Raw genomic sequence first — 22230 nt, 5'->3', positions numbered from 1 at the left:
AGCGTGAAGTTCGGGGTTTCGCTTTCGAAAGAAAATGAACGGTCCGTGAATAGAAAAGCCCGGAAAAGGCAGGAGCCCCGCCACCCCGTCGATGCGGGGGAGCAGGGCTCCTTGGGTACTGCTGACTCAGACCGCGCTGACGTTCTCAGCCTGCGGGCCCTTCGGGCCCTGGGTGACGTCGAAGGTCACGGCCTGGTTCTCCTCCAGGGAGCGGAAGCCAGACGCGTTGATCGCGGAGTAGTGAACGAAGACATCGGGGCCGCCGCCGTCCTGGGCGATGAAGCCGAAGCCCTTCTCGGCGTTGAACCACTTGACGGTTCCGGTAGCCATAAAGCCCTCCTTGGGCCAAAGGGTTGCCCTGCTCCAGAACCTGCAAGAAGTCTGAAAACTACAAAAGCCCGCGGTTACATGCTCCGCAGGCTCTGTACTGCAAGGGAAACCAAACTGCAACTTGCGGCGAGCCTAGCACGCTCTGTGTCCAAGGGGAAAGAGTCGAAGATCACGAATACGAGGGTTTCCGGATCTCTTGGGCGGGACAGGATCGCAGGTCGAGCCCTCGGCGCCGCGAGATATCGGGCCCATCCGGGTCCCCCCGCCGCAGGTTCGGGGGAAGAGCGGCGCTAGCCTCCGGTTGTGGACAATTCACCGAGTTCCCCCTCGCGGAGTACACCGGACGCCGCCGAAAGCGTCATCCCCGGCTCGCCGGGCCGCCGCGACAGGCCGAGGGTCGGCCACATCCAGTACCTCAATTGCATGCCGCTGTATTGGGGTCTCGCCCGGACCGGCTCGCTGCTCGACTTCGAGCTGACCAAGGCCTCGCCCGACGCGCTCAACGACCAGCTGGTCGAAGGCAGCCTCGACATCGGCCCGATCAGCCTCGTCGAGTATCTGCGCAACGCCGACGACCTGGTCGCACTGTCCGACATCGCGGTGGGCTGCGACGGGCCCGTCATGTCGTGCGTGATCGTCTCGAAGGTGCCGCTGGAGCGGCTGGACAAGGAGCGCGTCGCCCTCGGCTCGGCCTCGCGGACCTCCGTACGCCTGGCCCAGCTGCTGCTCGCCGAGCGGTACGGGATCGAGCCCGACTACTACACCTGCCCGCCCGACCTCAGCCTGATGATGCAGGAGGCCGACGCGGGGGTGCTGATCGGCGACGCCGCGCTGCGGGCCAACCTCCACCACGCCCCGAAGCTGGGCCTCCAGGTCCATGACCTGGGGCAGATGTGGAAGGAGTGGACCGGGCTCCCCTTCGTCTTCGCGGTCTGGGCCGCCCGCCGTGAGTACCTGGAGCGCGAGCCGGAGATCGTGCGCGAGGTGCACCGGGCGTTCCTGGAGTCCCGGAACCTGTCCCTGGAGGAGGCGGGCAAGGTCGCCGAGCACGCCGCGCGCTGGGAGGACCTGGACGCGTCGGTGCTGGAGCGCTACTTCACCACCCTCGACTTCTCCCTGGGGGCGAAGCAGCTGGAGGGCATCGCCGAGTTCGCCCGCCGGACCGGCCCGACGACCGGCTTCCCGGCGGACGTCCGGGTGGACCTGCTGGACGCCCCCGCCGCGAAGGGTTAGCCGACCGGGCTGTGCCGTGGCTGTCATGCCCGCCTAGGTCCTGTCCGGCGGATCTTCGTGGATCAGGCCGCGGCGTCTGGTGCAGGGGGCACCTCCCAGCGGTAGCTGGGGGAGCATCGCAAGGCGGAGGATCGTCCTCGTACTGGGCGTACTCGGACGACTCCGACAGCGCGGCGAGGTGCGGTGCCAGGCGTCGCGGCCCCGCGAAGATCCGCCGGACAGGGCCTAAGCTGGTCCGGCGCAGTCGACGGGGGAGGCACATGCAGCCGCTGGGAGCGGAGGACCCGCAGGTCATCGGGGCGTACCGGCTGCTCGGACGGCTCGGTTCCGGCGGCATGGGCGTGGTGTACCTGGGCCGCAGCGCGGGCGGGCGCACCGTTGCGGTGAAGGTGGTGCACGCGCACTTCGCGCTCGACGAGGAGTTCCGCGCGCGCTTCCGGCGCGAGGTCGACGCCGCGCGCCGGGTCGGTGGGTCCTGGACCGCGCCGGTCCTCGACGCCGACCCGGAGGCACGCGTTCCGTGGGTGGCGACCGGGTATGTGGCGGGCCCCTCGCTCAGCCAGGCCATCAGCGACGAGGGCCCGCTGCCCGAGTCCTCGGTACGGGCCCTGGCCGCCGGTCTCGCGGAGGCGCTGGGCGCCGTCCACGGACTGGCCCTGGTCCACCGCGACGTCAAGCCGTCCAACGTGCTGCTCGCCCTCGACGGCCCACGGCTGATCGACTTCGGTATCGCCCGGGCCACCGAGGGCACCGTCTCCCTCACCTCCACCGGCGCCTCCATCGGCTCGCCCGGCTACATGGCGCCCGAGCAGATCCTCGGCCAGCCGGTGAGCGGCGCGGCCGACGTCTTCTCGCTGGGCGCCGTGCTGACGTACGCGGCCACCGGCGAGCAGCCCTTCCCCGGCGACAGCTCGGCCTCGCTGCTCTACAAGGTGGTCCACGAGGAGCCGCAGCTCGGGTCTGAGCTGACCGGTGAGCTGCGCGACGTGGTCGCCGAGTGCCTGGCCAAGAACCCGGCGGACCGCCCCACCCCCGAGCAGATCGCGCGCCGCCTGGCCCCCGCGGACGGCGCCTCGGGGCTCGTACGGTCCGGCTGGCTGCCGGGCGCGCTGATCGAGCGGGTGAGCCGACAGGCGGTCGAACTGCTCGACCTGGAGGCGGAGGCGGTCGCGCCGCCGCCCGCCGCGCCGGGGACGCCCGCGTCCGGAGTTCCCGTGTCCGGAACACCCGCGGTGCCTGCGTCCGGAACGCCTGCGTCCGGAACGCCCGCCTCCGGAACGCCCGTGCCCGGACCTGCCTCCGGAACCCCCGCGTCCGGAACCCCCGCGTCCGGGACGCCCGTGCCCGGGTCTGCCTCCGGAACCCCCGCGTCGGCCCCCGTGCTGGGTGCGTTCGGCCCGCCCCCGACGTACGCGAACCAGCCGTCGTACGCCAACCAGCCGGGCCACGGGCCGGGCGACCCCGCGACCCCGCCCCCCAACCAGCCGTCGAGCGGCGGCGGCGACGCCGCCGGGCAGCAGGGCGGCCGCGGCTTCGCGCTCTCCGCCGCCCTCGGCGGCAAGAAGCGCCCCAAGGCGCTGAGTTGCTCCCTGGTGCTGTCCGTCGCGGGCGCGCTCGCGATCGCCACGACCGCCGTGTTCCTCGTCCAGAACATGTCCGGGGACCCGGGCGGCGACACGTCGGCCGACGGCGGCGCGTCCCAGACCCGCCCGGCCAGCCCGGGGGCGTCCGACTCGTCCGGCGGATCGGATGTGCCCAAGGCGTTCCTCGGCACCTGGCAGGGCGATCTGACCTCCCAGAACGGCATCCCCGTCGGCACCATGACCATCACCTTCCAGCGCGGCTCCACCGGCCAGCAGGTCGCGTCGGGCCGGGTGAAGCTGTCCGTGGTGCGTTGCGACTTCACCTGGAAGCTGGTTTCCGCGACGCAGAAGGAACTGCACCTCGACGCCCGCTTCCGCGGGGACGGGCCCAGGACGGGGTGCAGCGACAGCTCGACGGACGAGCAGTACACCCTCGGATCCGAGGGCACCCTGAAGTACCGGGCGAAGGACCGGCAGGCGGGCGATCCGACCGGTACCCTGCGCCGCTTGCGCTGAGATGCGGGGGCGTACGCTGGGTCGGTCCGCCCGAACACCTCCGAAAGGGACGCCCCGGTGACCGCACACGCCACGCTGATGGCAGTCCTCGACCGCGCCGCCGCCGGGGGGCGTATCACCCCGGAGGAGGCGCTCGACCTCTACCGGTCGGCGCCGCTGCACGCCCTGGGGGCCGCCGCCGACGCCGTACGCCGCCGTCGCTACGCGGGTACCGAGCACATCGCGACGTACATCATCGAGCGGAACATCAACTACACCAACGTGTGCGTGACGGCGTGCCGGTTCTGCGCGTTCTACGCCGCGCCCAAGGACACCGCCAAGGGCTGGACCCGCGACCTCGACGACATCCTGCGGCGCTGCGCCGAGACCGTCGAACTGGGCGGCACCCAGATCATGTTCCAGGGCGGCCACCACCCGGACTACGGCGTCGAGTACTACGAGAAGCACTTCTCGGCCATCAAGAAGGCGTTCCCCCAGCTGGTGATCCACTCGCTGGGCGCCTCCGAGGTCGAGCACATGGCGCGCATCTCCGGCGTATCGGTCGAGGAGGCGATCCGCCGCATCCACGCCGCGGGTCTGGACTCGTTCGCGGGCGCGGGCGCCGAGCTGCTGCCCGAGCGGCCGCGCAAGGCCATCGCCCCGCTGAAGGAGTCCGGCGAGCGGTGGCTGGAGATCATGGAGATCGCCCACAACCTCGGCGTCGAGTCCACCTCCACGATGCTCATGGGCACCGGTGAGACCAACGCGGAGCGGATCGAGCACCTCCGCATGATCCGTGACGTACAGGACCGGACGGGCGGCTTCCGCGCCTTCATCCCGTACACGTACCAGCCCGAGAACAACCACCTGAAGGGTCAGACGCAGGCGACCGTCTTCGAGTACCTGCGGATGATCGCGATCGCCCGGCTCTTCCTCGACAACGTGGCCCACATCCAGGGCTCCTGGCTGACCGTCGGCAAGGAGGCCGGACAGCTGTCGCTGCACTACGGGGCGGACGACCTGGGCTCGGTGATGCTGGAGGAGAACGTGGTCTCCTCCGCCGGTGCGAAGCACCGCTCCAACCGGATGGAGCTGCTCCACCTCATCCGTACGGCCGGGCGGGTGCCCGCTCAGCGCGCGACCACGTACGAGCACCTGGTGGTGCACGACGACCCGGCGAACGACCCGGTGGACGACCACGTCGTCTCGCACCTGTCCTCGACGGCGATCGACTCCGGCAAGGCGCACCCCGAGCTGAAGCTGATCGACGCCTCCTGATGCGCACGCTCCACGCGGCGCCCGTCGTCCGGTACACCCTCGGCGAGGGCGCGGTCCTGCACGACGGCGCGGTCCTGCACGACGGCGCGGTCCTGGTCGACGGCGGCCGCGTCGCGGCCATCGGTCCCCTGGACGAGCTGCGGGCCGCGCATCCGCAGGCCCGGGTGCGGCAGTGGCCCGGCACCCTCGGCCCCGCCCTCGTCCACGACGGGCCGGTGCCGGACGCGCCGACGCCCCGGGAGCGGATCCACGCCCTGCTGCGGCTGGGCGCGACGGCGGTCCTGGCGGAGCACGTCACCGACCCCGGGCTGCGCGCCGCCGCGGAACGCAACGAGGTCGCCGTTCACGACGACCGCCCGGGCCCGCCCGCCCTGACCGAGGCCGGGCGCGCCGATCTGGCGGTCTTCGGCGCGGACGGGGCCTGCCTGGCCACCGTGCTCGCCGGGCGCCTGGTGCACCGCCGCCGCTGACCCGGCCGCCGACCCCGCCGCCGACTTCCGCACCGGGCGGCGCGTCGTGCCCCCTGCGCGGGGCGAGCGCGGGGGCGAGGTGAACAATGGGCGGGTGACCCGAGCATCCCTGGACAAGCAGCCGCACGAAGTCGCCGCCATGTTCGACGACGTGGCGGCCAACTACGACCTGACCAACGACGTGCTGTCGCTCGGCCAGGCCCGGCTGTGGCGCAAGGAGGTCGCCCGCGCCGTCGACGCCCGCCCCGGGGACCGGGTGCTCGACCTCGCCGCCGGTACGGGCACCTCGTCGCTGCCCTACGCGGCGGCCGGTGCGTACGTGGTGCCGTGCGACTTCTCGCTCGGCATGCTCCGCGAGGGCAAGCGCCGTCATCCGCGGCTGCCGCTGACGGCGGGCGACGCGACCCGGCTGCCCTTCGCGGACGGGGTCTTCGACGCCGTCACGATCTCCTTCGGGCTGCGCAACGTGCAGAACACCGAGGGTGCGCTGCGCGAGATGCTGCGGGTGACCAGGCCGGGCGGGCGGCTGGTCGTCTGCGAGTTCAGCCACCCCACCTGGGCCCCGTTCCGCACGGTCTACACCGAGTACCTGATGCGCGCGCTGCCGCCGATCGCGACGGCGGTCAGCAGCAGCCCGGACGCGTACGTCTACCTCGCCGAGTCCATCCGCGCCTGGCCCGACCAGCCCGCGCTGGCGGCCCGCCTCCGCGAAGCCGGCTGGACCCGCCCGGCCTGGCGCAATCTGACCGGCGGCATCGTGGCCCTGCACCGGGCGACCCGGCCCTGACGCGGCGGCCCCGCCGACGGGGTCACAGGTCCAGGCGGAAGCAGCGGGCGGGGGACTTCGACACCGGCGTCACCAGGTGCTCCGCCACCCGCATGCCCAGCCGCCGCGCCACCGCGATCGACCGCGTGTTGTGCTCGTGCACCATCGCCACCACGTGCCCGATCCCGGCCGCCCGCACCCGCTCCAGGGCGGCCCGCGCGGCGACCGTGGCGTACCCCTTGCCCCAGTGGGCGCGCCCCAGCCGCCAGCCGATCTCGATCTCGCCCACCGGTCCCCAGTCGTGGGGCCACGGCTGGGCGCCGGTGAAGCCCACCACCTCGCCCGAGGCGTCGAGCAGCGTGTAGAAGCAGCAGCCGTGCCGTTCGGCGTGATCGCGCTGACGGGCGGTGAACTCCTCGTAGTGGGCGAGGGTCTGGGACGCGCCGCCGTGGAACTCCATCACCTCCGGGTCGTCGAAGGCCCGGTGCCAGGCGGCGGCGTCCTCGGGGGTGGGCACGCGGAGCCGTATCACAGGCGGGGACATGGTCATGGGAGGGCCGCCCTTCGCAGGTGCCGGAGTACGCCCCCATAGACTGCACATGTCCAGTGCCCGGCGCGACCGGCACGCTGTTACCCAGGCCACGGGAGACCCTGCGTGAGCGAGACCGCACCCACCGCGAGCGCCACCGGAAGCGCATCCTCCGGCATCTCGGAGCGCAGCGCCGATGTCATCGTCGTCGGCGCCGGACCGGCCGGTTCCACTACGGCGTACCACCTGGCCAAGTCGGGACTCGACGTCCTGCTGCTGGAGAAGACGGCGTTCCCGCGCGAGAAGGTGTGCGGCGACGGTCTCACCCCGCGCGCGACCAAACAGCTCGTCGCGATGGGCATCGACATCTCCGAGGAGGCGGGCTGGCTGCGCAACCGCGGCCTGCGGATCATGGGCGGCGGCCTGCGTCTTGAGCTCGACTGGCCGGACCTGGCGGCGTACCCCAACTACGGTCTGGTGCGTAAGCGCGACGACTTCGACGACCAGCTGGCCCGGCAGGCCCAGAAGGCCGGGGCGCGGCTGTACGAGCGCTGCAACGTGGGCGCCCCCATCGTCGACGACCGCACCGGCCGCATCACCGGTGTCGAGGCGAAGCTGGGCGAGGAGAAGACGCCCGTCACCTTCCACGCCCCGCTGGTCGTCGCCGCCGACGGCAACTCCACCCGGCTCTCCCTCGCCATGGGCCTGCACCGGCGCGAGGACCGCCCGATGGGCGTGGCCGTGCGCACGTACTTCACCTCGCCCCGCCACGACGACGACTACCTCGAATCCTGGCTGGAGTTGTGGGACCGGCGCGGCGCGGAGGACCGGCTGCTGCCCGGCTACGGCTGGATCTTCGGCATGGGCGACGGCACCAGCAACGTCGGCCTGGGCGTGCTCAACACCTCGGCCTCCTTCAAGGAGCTGGACTGGCGCGAGATCCTCAAGGCGTGGTGCGCGTCCATGCCGGAGGAGTGGGGCTACACCCCGGACAACATGACCGGCCCGATCCGCGGCGCGGCCCTTCCCATGGCCTTCAACCGGCAGCCGCACTACACCCGTGGGCTGCTGCTGGTCGGTGACGCGGGCGGCATGGTCAACCCGTTCAACGGCGAGGGCATCGCCTATGCGATGGAATCCGGGCAGATCGCGGCGGACGTGATCGTCCAGGCCCAGTCCCGCGCCACCCCCGCCCAGCGCGAAATGGCCCTGCGGCGCTATCCGCAGGTCCTCAAGGACGTGTACGGCGGCTACTACACGCTGGGCCGCGCGTTCGTGAAGCTGATCGGCAACCCGAAGGTGATGAAGCTGGCGACGGAGCGCGGGCTCACGCATCCGATGCTGATGCGCTTCACGCTGAAGCTGCTGGCCAACCTGACGGACCCGACGGGCGGCGACGCGATGGACCGCATCATCAACGCCCTGACGAAGGTGGCACCGCGCGCCTGACGCCGGGCGGAGTCCGGGCGGGTCAGGCGTCGGGGCTCGCGCTGGTGATCACACCGAACGGGGCCCCGGCCACGTCCGTCAGCCACGCCATCCGCCCGATGCCCTCCGACGTCATGGCGGGCATCAGCACGGACCCGCCCAGCTCCTGACCCTTCGCGACGACCCGGTCGCAGTCCGCCACCTCGAAGTACGGCAGCCACTGCGGCGGCGTCGAATGCCCCTCCTGGAGCTGGGCGACGCCGCCGAAGGTGTCGTCCTTGCCGCCGCCGGCGGTGGACAGGACGGTGTACGTCCCGCCGGGGAACGACATCTCCTCGGTCTCCCAGCCGAAGACGGTGCGGTAGAAGGCGCGGGCCGCGGCGGGGTCGGGGGAGTGCAGCTCCGTCCAGCACAGCGAACCGGGCACGGTCACCGCCTCCAGACCGGCCGTCTTGCCCGGCTGCCAGACCGCGAACCCGGCGCCGCCCGGGTCGGTGAACTGCCCCATCCGCCCCTCGTCGAAGACGTCGAACGGCGCGGCGCGCACCTGGCCGCCCGCCTGCACGACGGCGAGCGCGGTGGCGTCGGCGTCGGAGGTCTGGAAGTACGGGGTCCAGGCGGACCGGGACCCGGCGTCGGTGAGCGGGCCGAGGGCGGCGACGGTCTTGCGGCCGTGGGTGAAGAAGCCGTATCCGCCCGCTTCGGGACCGGCCGACTCGAAGGCCCAGCCCAGCAGCCCGCCGTAGAAGGTCCGGGCCGCCTCGATGTCGGGGGCGCCGAGATCCAGCCAGTTGGGTGCGCCGGGGACGAAATCGGTGGTGAGCATGGCTGCTCCTTCAACGATCGTGCGCGAGGGGCTCATGTGGTGCTCTGACGACAGTTCTCAGTCTGGCACCGGGCGGTCGCGCGGGCCCGCCGACGGTGGTGACATGGAAGGGAGGGGGCGCCGTGCGCGTCCGCCGCGGCGACGCCGGATCGATCGGGCCCACGGGCCGGTTCTAGGCGGCAGTGGGCCTTCAGGAGGTACACCATGACGAAGGCCGCAGACATCATGCACCCGGGCGCGCAGTGGATTCCGGCCACGGAGAACCTGGAACGCGCCGCGCAGCTGATGCGCGATCTGGACGTGGGTGCCCTGCCCATCAGCGACAGCCAGGAGCGGCTGTGCGGCATTCTCACCGACCGCGACGTCGTCGTCGGGTGTGTGTCCCAGGGCCGCGATCCGGCCCGGATGACGGCGGGAGACCTCGCCAAGGGCACGCCGCGCTGGATCAGCTCGGACGCCGACGTCTCGGAGGTGCTGCGGGAGATGGAGGATCACCGGATCCGCAGGCTGCCGGTGATCGACAAGAACAAGCGGCTGGTCGGCATGATCAGCGAGGCGGACCTGGCCCGGCACCTCTCCGAGCAGCAGATCAGTGAGTTCGTGGAGAAGGTCTACGCCACGTAGACAGGCGTGAGGCCGCCGTTCCGCTGCGAGCGGCGAGGAACGGCGGCCCCATGGCCGAAAACAGTCCAAATCAGCGCCTGAGACGGCTCAGACGGCTCGGACGGCTCAGGTGACTCAGAGGACGCGCACGGCCCCGGTCGGCTGGTCGTAGTCCAGCGGACGCTCGACGATGCCCGTGCTCGGGTTCTGGGCGCCGATGAACTTGCCGTCGCCGATGTAGACGCCGACGTGGTACGCGCTGCCGGAGCTGCCCCAGTAGAGCAGGTCGCCCGCCTGGAGGTTGTCCAGCGACACCTGGGTGCCGACGGTGGACTGGTCCTGCGAGACCCGCGGCAGGTCGACGCCGACCTGCTTGAACGCGGCCTGGGTCAGACCGGAGCAGTCGTAGGAGGACGGCCCGCTGGATCCCAGCACATACGCCTTGCCCAGCTGCGCCTTGAGGAAGCTGATCACCGCGGCGGCGTTGCCGGTCGCGTTGGAGACCGAGGTGGTGGAGAGGGTGGCGCGCTCGGCGGAGCGGGACGCCTTCTCGGCCCGGGCCTCGGCGGCCTTCTTGGCGGCGGCGCGGCGGGCCTCGGCCTCGCGCTCCTTCTTGTCCGCCACCGCCTTGGCCTTCTTGGCGGCGGTCTTGGCCTGGGCGGCGGCCTGGTCCTGCTGGGCCTGGAGCTCATAGCCGGAAGCCGCCTGCTCGGTGGCGTCAGCGGTCTGGGCGGCCGTGCTCGCCAGCGATTCGCTGACGGTCGGCATTTCGAGCGTCGCCTCGGGGGCGGCGGGCTCGGAGGCGGAGGCGGGCAGGGCGGCGCCGGCCACCGCGAGGGTGAGGAAGCCACCGGTCACCCCTGCGCGGAGTGCACGCGTGGGAGCCGCGGCACGGCGGGGCTTCCGGTGGCTGGGTATGTGTGCGATCGGGGACATAGGTCACTGGGTACCAGGGCCCAAAGGCCCGGATCAACAAAAGTGGGCTGCGCCACATTTGACGCGTGCACGCCCAGAATCCGGGCTAAATGATCTTCATCGCGGGCGCCGATGCCATGTCCGAATTCCTCGATCATGTGCGTACGCATGGCATTTGGCGTCGCGCGGTAACGGCGGGCGGCCTATCACCGATGCGGCCCGCATACCAATGGTTCCCTTCAAATCGAGATCCACAACTACTTCCGGCGTGGGATACCTCACTCCCCCGTGTCCTATTTGTGACGCTCGTGAATGGACGCGCGAAGCGGCGATCGAGGGGTGCCGGATCGCGACTCGGGCCGGGGTCGAGTGAGGGGTCGGGGAGGGGGTGGGTGCGGGTCACCCATGAGAATGGGAGGCCGATATCAGCTGACGGTGTCCGCCTCAAATTTGCATGTATGTACCATGTCTTGGTAGGGGCGCACCGCGCTCACCTGTGACGACGTCCTCGAATGTCACCTCTCGTGACCGAATGGATGCTTCACGTACAAGATCACCGCTCATCCGACTTCATGATCCTTCGTCAGGTGGTGGAGATCACAAAGACGTTGGCGTACCCCGTGTCGCAGATCACAGACCGACGGGCATAAGATGCAGGCGAAACGGGCTTGTGAACTGCCTCACATGAGCACGATCTTCGTGGGGCGGGGGCACGTCCGGACGGTCCGCCAGCCAGTCATCGTCGACTGAAGGGAGCGAGGACGGTGAACGCATACGCGCCCATCCTCGTACTGGGAGCACTCGGGGCAGGTTTTGCGATCTTCTCGGTGGTCATGGCCGCGATCATCGGCCCCAAGCGCTACAACCGGGCCAAGCTCGAGGCGTACGAGTGCGGCATCGAGCCGACTCCGCATCCGGCCGGCGGTGGGCGCTTCCCCATCAAGTACTACCTGACGGCGATGCTCTTCATCGTCTTCGACATCGAGATCGTCTTCCTCTACCCCTGGGCCGTCACCTTCGACGCCCTGGGGCTGTTCGGGCTCGTGGAGATGCTCCTCTTCGTGCTCACCGTCTTCGTCGCCTACGGGTACGTCTGGCGGCGCGGCGGCCTGGAGTGGGACTAAAGGGGCTCAAGAGGAGATAGGGGAAACAGCGCATGGGTATCGAAGAGAAACTTCCGAGCGGGTTCCTGCTGACCACCGTCGAACAGGCCGCGGGGCTGGCCCGTAAGTCCTCCGTCTTCCCGGCCACCTTCGGCCTGGCCTGCTGCGCCATCGAGATGATGACGACGGGTGCCGGGCGCTACGACCTCGCCCGCTTCGGCATGGAAGTCTTCCGCGGCTCGCCCCGGCAGGCCGATCTGATGATCGTCGCCGGGCGGGTCAGCCAGAAGATGGCCCCGGTACTGCGCCAGGTCTACGACCAGATGCCGAACCCGAAGTGGGTCATCTCGATGGGCGTGTGCGCCTCCACCGGCGGCATGTTCAACAACTACGCGATCGTGCAGGGCGTCGACCACATCGTGCCCGTCGACATCTATCTGCCCGGCTGTCCGCCGCGCCCCGAGATGCTCATGGACGCGATTCTCAAACTGCACGAGAAGATCCGCGAGGAGAAGCTCGGCGTGAACCGCGAGCGTGCGGCCCGTGAGGCGGAGGAAGCGGCGATGAAGGCGCTCCCGACGATCGAGATGAAGGGGCTGCTGAGGTGACAGCGAACGGTAACGGGGTCAATCCCGAGAAGGACCTCAACGCCGAGAACCTCCCCGGCCGCCGCGGTGACCAGGGCGAGGCGATCCGCGTCCAGCGCGGCATGTTCGGCGCGAACAACGGCGGCGACACCACCGGCTACGGCGGTCTGGTGCGGCCCGTACGGCTGCCCGGCCAGGCCAACCGCCCGTACGGGGGCTGGTTCGACGAGGTCGCCGACGAGTTGGAGGGCGCGCTGGAGGAGCAGTCGCTGCTCCCGGACAACGCGATCGAGAAGACCGTCGTGGACCGCGACGAGCTGACCTTCCACATCGCCCGCGAGCACCTGCCGCGGGTCGCCCGGACCCTGCGCGACGACCCGGCGCTCCGCTTCGAGCTGTGCACGGGCGTCAGCGGCGTTCACTTCCCCGGCGACAAGGGCCGTGAGCTGCACGCCGTCTACCACCTGCGGTCGATCACCCATAACCGGGTGATCCGGCTGGAGGTGAGCGCCCCGGACAGCGATCCGCACATCCCGTCGATCGTCGACGTCTATCCGACCAACGACTGGCACGAGCGGGAGACCTACGACTTCTTCGGCATCGTTTTCGACGGTCACCCCGCGCTCACGCGGATCATGATGCCGGACGACTGGCAGGGCTTCCCGCAGCGCAAGGACTACCCCCTGGGCGGCATCCCCGTCGAGTACAAGGGCGCCCAGATCCCGGCTCCGGACCAGCGGAGGTCGTACAGCTGATGTCTGCCACCCACGCGAACCCCTCGGCCTCCGCCGCCTCCGCGCGCGAGACCACCGAGGGCACCGTCTACACCGTCACCGGCGGCGACTGGGACGAGGTCGTGGCCGCCGCGGCGAAGGCCGACGACGAGCGGATCATCGTCAACATGGGTCCGCAGCACCCCTCCACCCACGGGGTGCTCCGGCTGATCCTGGAGATCGACGGCGAGACGGTCACCGAGGCCCGCTGCGGAATCGGTTATCTGCACACCGGGATCGAGAAGAACCTCGAATTCCGGAACTGGACGCAGGGCACCACGTTCGTGACGCGCATGGACTATCTGACGCCCTTCTCCAACGAGGCGGCGTACTGCCTGGGCGTCGAGAAGCTGCTCGGCATCGAGGACCAGATCCCGGACCGCGCCACCATCATCCGGGTGCTGATGATGGAGCTGAACCGGCTCTCCTCCCATCTGGTGTGCATCGCCACCGGAGGCATGGAGCTGGGCGCGACCACCGTCATGATCTACGGCTTCCGCGACCGCGAACTGATCCTGGACCTCTACGAGCTGATCACCGGCCTGCGGATGAACCACGCGTACATCCGGCCCGGCGGCCTCGCCCAGGACCTGCCGCCCGGCGCCGTCGACCAGATCCGCGCGTTCCTGAAGACGATGCGCAAGAACCTGGTCGAGTACGACAAGCTCGCGACCGGGAACCCGATCTTCAAGGCCCGCCTCCAGGACGTCGGCTACCTCGACCTCGCGGGCTGCATGGCGCTCGGCGTGACCGGCCCGATACTGCGCTCCACCGGGCTGCCGCACGATCTGCGCAAGGCCCAGCCGTACTGCGGCTACGAGACGTACGACTTCGAGGTGCCGACCGCCGACACCTGCGACGCGTACGGCCGGTTCCTGATCCGGCTGGAGGAGATGCGCCAGTCGCTGCGGATCGTCGAACAGTGCCTGGACCGGCTGGAGCCCGGGCCGGTGATGGTCGCGGACAAGAAGATCGCCTGGCCCGCGCAGCTCGCGCTCGGGGCGGACGGACTGGGCAACTCCCTCGACCACATCAAGAACATCATGGGCACCTCGATGGAGGCCCTGATCCACCACTTCAAGCTGGTGACCGAGGGATTCCGGGTCCCGCCCGGACAGACGTACGTGGCCGTCGAGTCGCCCAAGGGCGAACTGGGCGTGCACATGGCCAGCGACGGAGGCACCCGCCCGTACCGCGTCCACTTCCGCGATCCGTCGTTCACCAATCTCCAGGCCGTGGCGGCCATGTGCGAGGGCGGCCAGGTCGCCGACGTGATCGTCGCCGTCGCGTCCATCGACCCCGTGATGGGAGGTGTCGACCGGTGACCGACGTGACTCTGGGCATGCCGCAGCTGCCGGCTCCCGACTACCCGGCCGAGGTGCGGTCCCGGCTGGAGGCGGACGCCGCTGAGGTGATCGCCCGCTACCCGGACAGCCGCAGCGCCCTGCTGCCGCTGCTGCACCTGGTGCAGTCCGAGGAGGGCCATGTCACCCGCACCGGCATCCGGTTCTGCGCCGAGGTGCTGGACCTGACCACCGCAGAGGTCACCGCGGTCGCCACCTTCTACACCATGTACCGGCGCAAGGCCTCGGGCGACTACCAGGTCGGGGTGTGCACCAACACCCTGTGCGCGGTGATGGGCGGGGACGCGATCTTCGAGGAGCTCCAGCACCACCTGGAGCTGGGCAACGGGGAGACCACCGAGGACGGCAAGGTCACCCTGGAGCACATCGAGTGCAACGCGGCCTGCGACTTCGCGCCCGTGGTGATGGTCAACTGGGAGTTCTTCGACAACCAGACGGTGGACTCCGCCAAGCAGCTGGTCGACGACCTCCGGGCAGGCCGCACCGTCACCCCGACCCGCGGCGCGCCGCTGTGCACGTTCAAGGAGACCGCGCGCATCCTCGCCGGTTTCCCCGACCCGCGCCCCGGAGCCGTCGAGGCCGGTGGCTCCGCCGGTCCCGCCTCGCTCACCGGGCTGCGGCTGGCCAAGGGGGAGGAGGCGCCCGGCCGGGTCGTCTCGCCGCGGCACGGGGGAGCCCCGCAGGACGAGGCGCCGCCGACGCATCCCAGTTCGCACGATGCGCCGCAGCGGACCTCGGCCTCCGATCCGCACCACCCGGCAGGTCCGGTCGCCGAGGAGGGGGAGTGATGACCGTGACGACCGAGCGAGCCGAGCACAGCCCCGAGAAGCTGCTGGCACCCGTGCTCTCCGCGCACTGGGACGAGGCGAACTCCTGGACGCTGCGCGCCTATCTGCGGCACGAGGGCTACCAGGGCAGCGCCAAGGCGCTCGCCATGGACCCCGACGCCGTGATCGCGCTGGTGAAGGACGCCGGACTGCGCGGCCGCGGCGGCGCGGGCTTCCCCACCGGAATGAAGTGGCAGTTCATCCCGCAGGGCGACGGCAAGCCGCACTACCTCGTCGTCAACGCCGACGAGTCGGAACCCGGCACCTGCAAGGACATCCCCCTTCTCTACGCCAATCCGCACGCCCTCATCGAGGGCATGGTCATCGCCTGTCACGCCATCCGCTCCGAACACGCCTTCATCTACCTGCGCGGTGAGACCGTGCCGGTGCTGCGCCGCCTGCACGAGGCCGTGCGCGAGGCCTACGAGGCGGGCTACCTGGGCACGGCCGAGCGGCGCAGGGAAAAGCTCGGGGTGGACGGACTTCCCGGTCTCGACATCACGGTGCACGCGGGCGCGGGTGCGTACATCTGCGGTGAGGAGACCGCGCTGCTGGACTCGCTGGAGGGCCGCCGCGGCCAGCCCCGGCTGCGGCCTCCTTTCCCCGCGGTCGCCGGTCTGTACGCGTGCCCCACTGTGGTGAACAACGTCGAATCCATCGCCTCGGTTCCCTCGATCCTGAACAAGGGCAAGGAATGGTTCCGTTCGATGGGCAGCGAGAAGTCCCCGGGCTTCACGCTCTACTCGCTGTCGGGCCATGTGGCCAACCCCGGCCAGTTCGAGGGGCCGCTCGGCATCACCCTGCGCCAGCTGCTCGACATGAGCGGCGGCATGCGCCCCGGCCACCGGCTGAAGTTCTGGACGCCCGGCGGCTCGTCCACCCCGCTGCTCACCGAGGAGCACCTCGACGTCCCGCTGGACTACGAGGGCGTGGGCGCGGCCGGGTCGATGCTGGGCACCAAGGCCCTCCAGTGCTTCGACGAGACCACCTGCGTGGTGCGGGCGGTGACCCGCTGGACCGAGTTCTACGCGCATGAGTCCTGCGGCAAGTGCACACCCTGCCGCGAGGGCACGTACTGGCTGGTGCAGCTGCTGCGCGACCTGGAGGCCGGCAAGGGGCGCATGAGCGACCTCGACAAGCTGGCCGACATCGCCGACAACATCAACGGCAAGTCGTTCTGCGCGCTGGGCGACGGCGCCGCCAGCCCCATCTTCTCCTCGCTCAAGTACTTCCGCGCGGAGTACGAGCAGCACATCACCGGCGGAGGCTGTCCCTTCGACCCGGCCAAGTCCACCGTCTGGGCCGACGAGCCGCGCACCACTCTGGGGGTGACCGCATGACCGTGACCACCAACGCACCCTCGGGAGGCGGGGAGGCAGCGGTGCCGCCAGAAGACCTGGTCTCCGTCACCATCGACGGGATCGAGATCTCCGTCCCGAAGGGGACGCTGGTCATCCGCGCCGCCGAACTCCTCGGGATCGAGATCCCGCGCTTCTGCGACCATCCGCTGCTCGACCCCGCGGGCGCCTGCCGCCAGTGCATCGTCGAGGTGGAGGGCCAGCGCAAGCCGATGGCCTCCTGCACCATCACCTGCACCGACGGCATGGTCGTGAAGACCCAGCTCACCTCGCCGGTCGCCGAGAAGGCGCAGCGCGGAGTGATGGAGCTGCTGCTGATCAACCACCCGCTGGACTGCCCGGTCTGCGACAAGGGCGGTGAATGCCCGCTCCAGAACCAGGCGATGAGCGCCGGACAGTCCGACAGCCGCTTCGAGGGCCAGAAGCGGACGTTCACCAAGCCCGTTCCGGTCTCGGCCCAGGTGCTGCTGGACCGCGAGCGCTGTGTACTGTGCGCGCGCTGCACCCGCTTCTCCAACCAGATCGCGGGCGACCCGATGATCGAGCTGCTGGAGCGCGGCGCACTCCAGCAGGTGGGCACGGGGGAGGGCGACCCGTTCGAGTCGTACTTCTCCGGCAACACCATCCAGATCTGCCCGGTCGGCGCGCTCACCTCGGCCGCGTACCGGTTCCGCTCCCGCCCCTTCGACCTGGTCTCCTCGCCGAGCGTGTGCGAGCACTGCGCGGGCGGCTGCGCGACCCGCACCGACCACCGGCGCGGCAAGGTGATGCGGCGGCTCGCCGCGGACGACCCCGAGGTCAACGAGGAGTGGATCTGCGACAAGGGGCGCTTCGGCTTCCGCTACGCCCAGCTTCCCGACCGGCTCACCACCCCGCTGGTGCGCAACCGCGAGTCGGGGAAGCTGGAACCGGCGGGCTGGCCCGAGGCCCTGGCCGCGGCTGCCGAGGGGCTGGCCGCGGCGCGCGGCCGCACCGGGGTGCTGACCGGCGGCCGGCTGACCGTCGAGGACGCTTACGCGTACGCCAAGTTCGCGCGGACCGTCCTGGAGACCAACGACATCGACTTCCGGGCCCGGGCGCACAGCGACGAGGAGGCCGACTTCCTGGCCGCCCACATCGCGGGCCGCGGCCGTGACCTGGACGGCAGCGGACTGACGTACGCCGCGCTGGAGAAGGCGCCCGCGGTGCTGCTGGCCGGGTTCGAGGCCGAGGAGGAGTCGCCCGGCGTCTTCCTGCGGCTGCGCAAGGCGCACCGCAAGCACGGCCAGCGCACCTTCTCGCTCGCCACCCACACCACCCGGGGCCTGGAGAAGGCGGGCGGCACCCTGCTGCCGGCCGCGCCCGGCACCGAGACCGAGTGGCTGGACGCGATCGCGGGACGCACGGGCCTGGACGAGGACGGCGAGCGGGCCGCCGACGCGCTGCGCCAGGAGGGCGCGGTCATCCTCGTCGGCGAGCGGCTGGCGTCGGTGGCGGGCGGACTGACCGCCGCCGTACGGGCCGCGGCCGCCACCGGCGCCACGCTCGCGTGGATCCCGCGCCGGGCGGGCGAGCGCGGTGCGATCGAGGCGGGGGCGCTGCCCGGGCTGCTGCCCGGTGGCCGCCCGGCGCACGATCCGCGGGCCCGCGAGGAGACCGCAGCGGTGTGGGGGATCACCGATCTGCCGCACCAGGTGGGCCGCGACACCGGCCAGATCGTGGAGGCCGCGGCGAGCGGCGGGCTCGGCGCGCTGCTGGTCGGCGGGGTCGAGGTGGCGGATCTGCCCGACCCGGCGCGGGCCGTGGCCGCCCTCGACGCGGCGGAGTTCGTGGTCAGCCTCGAGCAGCGGCCCTCGGAGGTCACCGAGCGGGCGGACGTGGTGCTTCCGGTCGCGGCGGCGGCCGAGAAGTCCGGCACGTTCCTCAACTGGGAGGGCCGGGCCCGGCCGTTCGAGGCCGCGCTCAAGCCGGACCAGATGACCCGCCGTCACACCCTCCCGGACGCCCGGGTGCTGCACATGCTGGCCGACGCCCTCGACACGGACCTGGGCCTGCCGGACGTGGCGGCCGCCCGCACCGAGCTGACCCGGCTGGGCACCTGGCAGGGGCTGCGCGCCACCGCCCCGCTGGAGACCGGGGGCCCGCTGCCCCGGCCCGCCGAGGGCGAGGCGGTGCTCGCCGGTCACCGGCTGCTGCTCGACCAGGGGCGGCTCCAGGAGGGCGATCCGGCGCTGGCGGCGACCCGGCACGCCGCGGTGGCCCGGCTCTCGGCGGCGACCGCCGAGGAGGCGGGGGTGGCCGACGGCCAGACGCTCCGCGTCACCGGCCCGGCCGGATCCGTCCAGCTGCCCCTGTGCGTGACCCCGATGCCCGACCGGGTCGTCTGGCTGCCGCTGGCCTCCACGGGCGGCGGCGCACAGCGCGATCTGGGGGCCCACCCCGGTGACGTCGTCACGATCACCGCTTCCGCGACGGAGGTGTCTCTATGAGCGACGCACGTGCGGCCGCCGGGCCGCAGGCGGCCACGAAAGGCGCGCCTCTGCGCCGCACGGGCGACCGTGACATCAGCTGCCGGCGCAGCGGGGCGAATGAAAGGGGCGCCGCATGAGGTATCTCGCCGCAGAGGATCTGTCGATGTTCGGCCGCGACCCGTGGTGGCTGATCCTGATCAAGGCCGTCTTCTGCTTCGCGTTCCTGATGCTGACGGTGCTGATCTCCATCGTCATGGAGCGCAAGGTGATGGGCTGGATGCAGCTGCGCATCGGCCCGAACCGGCACGGCCCCTGGGGCATGCTCCAGTCCCTCGCGGACGGCGTGAAGCTGATGCTCAAGGAGGACGTGGTCGTCAAGGGCGCCGACAAGCTGGTCTACGTCCTGGCGCCGATCGTCGCGGCCATTCCGGCGTTCATGGCGGTCGCGGTGATCCCGTTCGGCCCGTCCGGAGGCGAGGTGTCGGTCTTCGGGCACCGCACCGCGATGCAGCTGACCGATCTGCCGATCGCCGTCCTCTACATCCTCGCCACCGCATCGGTCGGCATCTACGGCATCGTGCTGGCGGGCTGGTCGTCCGGGTCGACGTATCCGCTCCTCGGGGGACTGCGCTCCTGCGCCCAGATGATCAGCTACGAGATCGCGATGGGCCTGTCCTTCGCGGCGGTGTTCCTCTACTCCGGGTCGATGTCGACCTCGCAGATCGTCGCCTCCCAGCAGGACCGCTGGTACGTGGTGCTGCTCCCGGTCTCGTTCCTCATCTACATCGTGGCGATGGTCGGGGAGACCAACCGGGCGCCGTTCGACATGCCGGAGTCCGAGGGTGACCTGGTGGGCGGCTTCAACACCGAGTACTCGTCGATCAAGTTCGCGCTGTTCATGCTCGCCGAGTACGTCAACATGGTCACCGTCTCGATGGTCGCCGTGACCCTCTTCCTGGGCGGCTGGCGGGCGCCCTGGCCGATCAGCACCTTCTGGGAGGGCGCCAACCACGGCTGGTGGCCGCTGTTGTGGTTCGTCGGCAAGGTCGTCTCGTCGCTGTTCGTCTTCATCTGGATCCGCGCCTCGGTGCCCCGGGTGCGCTACGACCAGTTCATGAAGCTGGGCTGGAAGGTCCTCATCCCGATCTCGATGGTCTGGCTGATGCTGGTCGCCACCGTGCGGGCGCTGCGCAGCGAGAACTACGACAACCAGTCGATCGTGCTGTACGTCGGCGGCGCGGTGATCACGCTGCTGCTGCTGTCCTTCGTCGTCGACGTCTTCCGCGACCGCGGGGCGGCTGCGAAGGGCGAGGCCGGACCGGCGGTGGAGGAGGGTCCCGAGCCCGCCTTCGACCCGATGGCGGGCGGATTCCCGGTGCCGCCGCTGCCCGGCCAGTCCCTGCCGCCCGTACCGCGACGGCGCTCCCGACAGGAACGGGAGCTGATTGTCAGTGGTGGCCCCGACACTGTCAGTGACGGAAAGGAGGCCGATGGTGTCTGACTTCCAGAACCCCGTGGCCGGCTTCGGCGTGACCTTCAAGGCCATGTTCAAGAAGCGGCTGACCGAGCAGTACCCCGAGGAGAAGAAGCCCACCGCGCCCCGCTTCCACGGACGTCACCAGCTCAACCGGCATCCGGACGGGCTGGAGAAGTGCATCGGATGCGAGCTGTGCGCCTGGGCCTGCCCGGCGGACGCGATCTACGTGGAGGGCGCGGACAACACCGACGAGGAGCGCTACTCGCCGGGCGAGCGCTACGGCCGCGTCTACCAGATCAACTATCTGCGCTGCATCCTGTGCGGCCTGTGCGTCGAGGCGTGCCCCACCCGGGCGCTGACCATGACCAATGAGTACGAGCTGGCCGACCGCACCCGCGAATCGCTCATCTACACCAAGGAAGAGCTGCTCGCGGGCCTCGAGGACGGCATGGTCGACAGCCCCCACGCCATCTATCCGGGGACGGACGAGCAGGACTACTACCGCGGGCTGGTGACCGAGGCCGCGCCCGGGACCACCCGTCAGGTCGCGGTCAGCAAGGGCGAGACCCTGTCCGACCAGGCCGCGGGGAACGAGGACGTCACCGCGTCGGACGACCAGGCGGGACGGGGGGTGCAGGCATGAGCGGCGCGCTGGCCGCGGCGGCCTCCACCACCTCCACCGGCGAGGCCGTCCAGTTCTGGGTGCTCGGCACGGTCGCCGTGATCGGCGCGCTGTGCACGATCCTGATGCGCAAGGCCGTGCACAGCGCCCTCAGCCTGGCGGGCACCATGATCGTCCTGGCGGTCTTCTACCTGGCCAACGGGGCGTACTTCCTGGGCGTCGTCCAGATCGTCGTCTACACCGGCGCGATCATGATGCTCTTCCTCTTCGTCGTGATGCTGGTCGGCGTCACCGCGGCCGATTCGCTGAAGGAGACCCTGAAGGGGCAGCGCTGGCTCGCCGCCCTGTGCGGGCTCGGCTTCGGCATCCTGCTGTGCGCCGGAATCGGGAACGCCTCGCTGAAGACGTTCGACGGGCTGGCGCAGGCCAACTCCGGCGGCAATGTGGAGGGCCTGGCGGCCCTGGTCTTCACCAAGTACGTCTTCGCCTTCGAGATCACCGGCGCGCTGCTGATCACCGCGGCGGTCGGCGCCATGGTGCTGACCCACCGCGAGCGCACCGAGCGCGCGCGCAGCCAGCGCGAGCAGTCCGAGGCGCGGGTGCGCACCGGCAAGCACGTCCCGCCGCTGCCCGCCCCGGGCGTCTACGCCCGGCACAACGCGGTGGACATCCCCGGTCTGCTGCCCGACGGCACGACGTCCGAGCTGAGCGTCAACGCGACGCTGCGCGGCCGCGGCCAGGTCCGGGACGTCTCCGGTGAGGCGCTGGCGGAGCTGGCGGCGCTGGAGCAGCGCTCGGAGCGCTGGCTCGGGCGGCGGAAGCCGGAGGGCGCCGAGGCCGAGGGCGCCGACGGCGCTGAAGGCGCTGTGGGCGCGTCCGGGGACGTCGAGCACCGCAAGGGAGCCGCCAAGTGAATCCGGTCAACTACCTCTACCTGGCCGCTCTGTTGTTCACCATCGGTGCGGCCGGGGTCGTGATCCGGCGGAACGCGATCGTCCTCTTCATGTGCGTCGAGCTGATGCTGAACGCGTGCAACCTCGCGTTCGTCACCTTCTCCCGGCTGCACGGCAACCTCGACGGCCAGATCATCGCGTTCTTCACGATGGTCGTCGCGGCGGCGGAGGTCGTGGTCGGCCTCGCGATCATCGTGACCGTCTTCCGCTCCCGCCATTCGGCCTCGGTCGACGACGCCAGCCTGATGAAGCTCTAGAAG

General features: G+C 70.7%; 22 protein-coding genes. 18 read left to right on the top strand and 4 right to left on the bottom strand.

Features of this window, described 5'->3' with window-relative positions:
• Positions 1-126 precede the first annotated feature (126 nt).
• A complete protein-coding gene (locus LCH29_RS31185; protein WP_009715975.1) occupies positions 127-330 on the bottom strand; it encodes a cold-shock protein in 204 nt (67 codons plus the stop codon).
• A 360-nt stretch (positions 331-690) separates the two neighbouring features.
• On the opposite strand from LCH29_RS31185, the gene LCH29_RS31180 reads away from it, so the two are divergent.
• From LCH29_RS31180 to LCH29_RS31160, 5 genes are all read left to right on the top strand, one after another.
• A complete protein-coding gene (locus tag LCH29_RS31180; RefSeq protein ID WP_446465072.1) occupies positions 691-1563 on the top strand; it encodes a menaquinone biosynthetic enzyme MqnA/MqnD family protein in 873 nt (290 codons plus the stop codon).
• A 260-nt stretch (positions 1564-1823) separates the two neighbouring features.
• Positions 1824-3662, top strand: a complete 1839-nt coding sequence (locus LCH29_RS31175; protein ID WP_446465038.1) for a protein kinase domain-containing protein — start codon at positions 1824-1826, stop codon at positions 3660-3662.
• A gap of 78 nt (positions 3663-3740) precedes the next feature.
• Complete coding sequence (gene mqnC, locus LCH29_RS31170) at positions 3741-4919, top strand: cyclic dehypoxanthinyl futalosine synthase (RefSeq protein ID WP_446465071.1); 1179 nt, start codon at positions 3741-3743, stop codon at positions 4917-4919.
• Positions 4919-5389: an imidazolonepropionase-like domain-containing protein gene (locus LCH29_RS31165; RefSeq protein WP_446465037.1), complete on the top strand. Its 471-nt coding sequence runs from the start codon at positions 4919-4921 to the stop codon at positions 5387-5389. The genes mqnC and LCH29_RS31165 overlap by 1 nt, the downstream gene beginning before the upstream one ends.
• A 94-nt stretch (positions 5390-5483) precedes the next feature.
• A complete protein-coding gene (locus LCH29_RS31160; RefSeq protein WP_446465036.1) occupies positions 5484-6176 on the top strand; it encodes a demethylmenaquinone methyltransferase in 693 nt (230 codons plus the stop codon).
• Between the two features lie 22 nt (positions 6177-6198).
• On the opposite strand, the gene LCH29_RS31155 is transcribed toward LCH29_RS31160, so the two are convergent.
• A complete protein-coding gene (locus tag LCH29_RS31155; protein WP_446465035.1) occupies positions 6199-6705 on the bottom strand; it encodes a GNAT family N-acetyltransferase in 507 nt (168 codons plus the stop codon).
• 105 nt (positions 6706-6810) lie between these two features.
• Here LCH29_RS31155 and LCH29_RS31150 point away from each other — a divergent pair, with 105 nt between their 5' ends.
• Complete coding sequence (locus LCH29_RS31150; protein ID WP_446465034.1) at positions 6811-8133, top strand: geranylgeranyl reductase family protein; 1323 nt, start codon at positions 6811-6813, stop codon at positions 8131-8133.
• 22 nt (positions 8134-8155) lie between these two features.
• Here the strand turns inward: LCH29_RS31150 and LCH29_RS31145 are convergent, their stop codons facing one another.
• Positions 8156-8938, bottom strand: a complete 783-nt coding sequence (locus LCH29_RS31145) for a VOC family protein (RefSeq protein ID WP_446465033.1) — start codon at positions 8936-8938, stop codon at positions 8156-8158.
• Positions 8939-9142: 204 nt separating this feature from the next.
• Between LCH29_RS31145 and LCH29_RS31140 the strand changes: the two genes are divergently transcribed.
• The gene (locus LCH29_RS31140; RefSeq protein WP_123107985.1) at positions 9143-9562 is read left to right on the top strand and encodes a CBS domain-containing protein; all 420 of its coding nucleotides are present in this window, start codon (positions 9143-9145) and stop codon (positions 9560-9562) included.
• A 114-nt stretch (positions 9563-9676) separates the two neighbouring features.
• On the opposite strand, the gene LCH29_RS31135 is transcribed toward LCH29_RS31140, so the two are convergent.
• Positions 9677-10477, bottom strand: coding sequence for a C40 family peptidase (locus LCH29_RS31135; protein ID WP_446465032.1), 801 nt, complete (start codon positions 10475-10477; stop codon positions 9677-9679).
• Positions 10478-11220: 743 nt separating this feature from the next.
• Here LCH29_RS31135 and LCH29_RS31130 point away from each other — a divergent pair.
• From LCH29_RS31130 to nuoK, 11 genes are all read left to right on the top strand, one after another.
• Complete coding sequence (locus LCH29_RS31130) at positions 11221-11580, top strand: NADH-quinone oxidoreductase subunit A (RefSeq protein WP_009715964.1); 360 nt, start codon at positions 11221-11223, stop codon at positions 11578-11580.
• Between the two features lie 32 nt (positions 11581-11612).
• Entirely contained in the window at positions 11613-12167 is a 555-nt protein-coding gene (locus tag LCH29_RS31125; protein ID WP_009715963.1) for a NuoB/complex I 20 kDa subunit family protein, read from the top strand.
• Positions 12164-12901: an NADH-quinone oxidoreductase subunit C gene (locus LCH29_RS31120; protein WP_009715962.1), complete on the top strand. Its 738-nt coding sequence runs from the start codon at positions 12164-12166 to the stop codon at positions 12899-12901. Before LCH29_RS31125 ends, LCH29_RS31120 begins: the two co-directional genes overlap by 4 nt.
• Positions 12901-14244, top strand: coding sequence for an NADH-quinone oxidoreductase subunit D (locus LCH29_RS31115; RefSeq protein WP_446465031.1), 1344 nt, complete (start codon positions 12901-12903; stop codon positions 14242-14244). Before LCH29_RS31120 ends, LCH29_RS31115 begins: the two co-directional genes overlap by 1 nt.
• Before the next feature lie 17 nt (positions 14245-14261).
• Complete coding sequence (gene nuoE, locus LCH29_RS31110; protein WP_179940456.1) at positions 14262-15071, top strand: NADH-quinone oxidoreductase subunit NuoE; 810 nt, start codon at positions 14262-14264, stop codon at positions 15069-15071.
• On the top strand, positions 15071-16450 hold the full coding sequence (gene nuoF / locus LCH29_RS31105) for an NADH-quinone oxidoreductase subunit NuoF (protein WP_446465030.1): 1380 nt from the start codon (positions 15071-15073) through the stop codon (positions 16448-16450). The genes nuoE and nuoF overlap by 1 nt, the downstream gene beginning before the upstream one ends.
• A complete protein-coding gene (locus LCH29_RS31100) occupies positions 16447-18936 on the top strand; it encodes an NADH-quinone oxidoreductase subunit G (protein WP_446465029.1) in 2490 nt (829 codons plus the stop codon). The genes nuoF and LCH29_RS31100 overlap by 4 nt, the downstream gene beginning before the upstream one ends.
• 115 nt (positions 18937-19051) lie before the next feature.
• The gene (gene nuoH / locus LCH29_RS31095) at positions 19052-20419 is read left to right on the top strand and encodes an NADH-quinone oxidoreductase subunit NuoH (RefSeq protein ID WP_446465028.1); all 1368 of its coding nucleotides are present in this window, start codon (positions 19052-19054) and stop codon (positions 20417-20419) included.
• On the top strand, positions 20409-21038 hold the full coding sequence (gene nuoI / locus LCH29_RS31090; protein WP_446465027.1) for an NADH-quinone oxidoreductase subunit NuoI: 630 nt from the start codon (positions 20409-20411) through the stop codon (positions 21036-21038). The genes nuoH and nuoI overlap by 11 nt, the downstream gene beginning before the upstream one ends.
• The gene (locus LCH29_RS31085) at positions 21035-21931 is read left to right on the top strand and encodes an NADH-quinone oxidoreductase subunit J (protein ID WP_446465026.1); all 897 of its coding nucleotides are present in this window, start codon (positions 21035-21037) and stop codon (positions 21929-21931) included. Before nuoI ends, LCH29_RS31085 begins: the two co-directional genes overlap by 4 nt.
• Positions 21928-22227, top strand: a complete 300-nt coding sequence (gene nuoK / locus LCH29_RS31080; protein WP_009715954.1) for an NADH-quinone oxidoreductase subunit NuoK — start codon at positions 21928-21930, stop codon at positions 22225-22227. The genes LCH29_RS31085 and nuoK overlap by 4 nt, the downstream gene beginning before the upstream one ends.
• The last annotated feature ends 3 nt before the right edge of the window (positions 22228-22230 follow it).

This window comes from Streptomyces sp. BRA346 (genome assembly GCF_052851135.1).
The sequence above is the reverse complement of the archived record's forward strand: the minus strand, read 5'-3'. Positions and strand labels throughout refer to the sequence as shown.

Coding starts and splice junctions, on each gene's coding strand:
- LCH29_RS31100 (WP_446465029.1), top strand. CDS start 16,447: ATGACCGTGACCACCAACGCACCCTCGGGAGGCGGGGAGGCAGCGGTG.
- LCH29_RS31135 (WP_446465032.1), bottom strand. CDS start 10,477: ATGTCCCCGATCGCACACATACCCAGCCACCGGAAGCCCCGCCGTGCC.
- LCH29_RS31175 (WP_446465038.1), top strand. CDS start 1,824: ATGCAGCCGCTGGGAGCGGAGGACCCGCAGGTCATCGGGGCGTACCGG.
- LCH29_RS31185 (WP_009715975.1), bottom strand. CDS start 330: ATGGCTACCGGAACCGTCAAGTGGTTCAACGCCGAGAAGGGCTTCGGC.
- nuoF (WP_446465030.1), top strand. CDS start 15,071: ATGACCGTGACGACCGAGCGAGCCGAGCACAGCCCCGAGAAGCTGCTG.
- LCH29_RS31085 (WP_446465026.1), top strand. CDS start 21,035: ATGAGCGGCGCGCTGGCCGCGGCGGCCTCCACCACCTCCACCGGCGAG.
- nuoH (WP_446465028.1), top strand. CDS start 19,052: ATGAGGTATCTCGCCGCAGAGGATCTGTCGATGTTCGGCCGCGACCCG.
- nuoI (WP_446465027.1), top strand. CDS start 20,409: ATGGTGTCTGACTTCCAGAACCCCGTGGCCGGCTTCGGCGTGACCTTC.
- LCH29_RS31140 (WP_123107985.1), top strand. CDS start 9,143: ATGACGAAGGCCGCAGACATCATGCACCCGGGCGCGCAGTGGATTCCG.
- LCH29_RS31125 (WP_009715963.1), top strand. CDS start 11,613: ATGGGTATCGAAGAGAAACTTCCGAGCGGGTTCCTGCTGACCACCGTC.
- LCH29_RS31155 (WP_446465035.1), bottom strand. CDS start 6,705: ATGACCATGTCCCCGCCTGTGATACGGCTCCGCGTGCCCACCCCCGAG.
- LCH29_RS31145 (WP_446465033.1), bottom strand. CDS start 8,938: ATGCTCACCACCGATTTCGTCCCCGGCGCACCCAACTGGCTGGATCTC.
- LCH29_RS31115 (WP_446465031.1), top strand. CDS start 12,901: ATGTCTGCCACCCACGCGAACCCCTCGGCCTCCGCCGCCTCCGCGCGC.
- nuoE (WP_179940456.1), top strand. CDS start 14,262: ATGCCGCAGCTGCCGGCTCCCGACTACCCGGCCGAGGTGCGGTCCCGG.
- mqnC (WP_446465071.1), top strand. CDS start 3,741: ATGGCAGTCCTCGACCGCGCCGCCGCCGGGGGGCGTATCACCCCGGAG.
- LCH29_RS31165 (WP_446465037.1), top strand. CDS start 4,919: ATGCGCACGCTCCACGCGGCGCCCGTCGTCCGGTACACCCTCGGCGAG.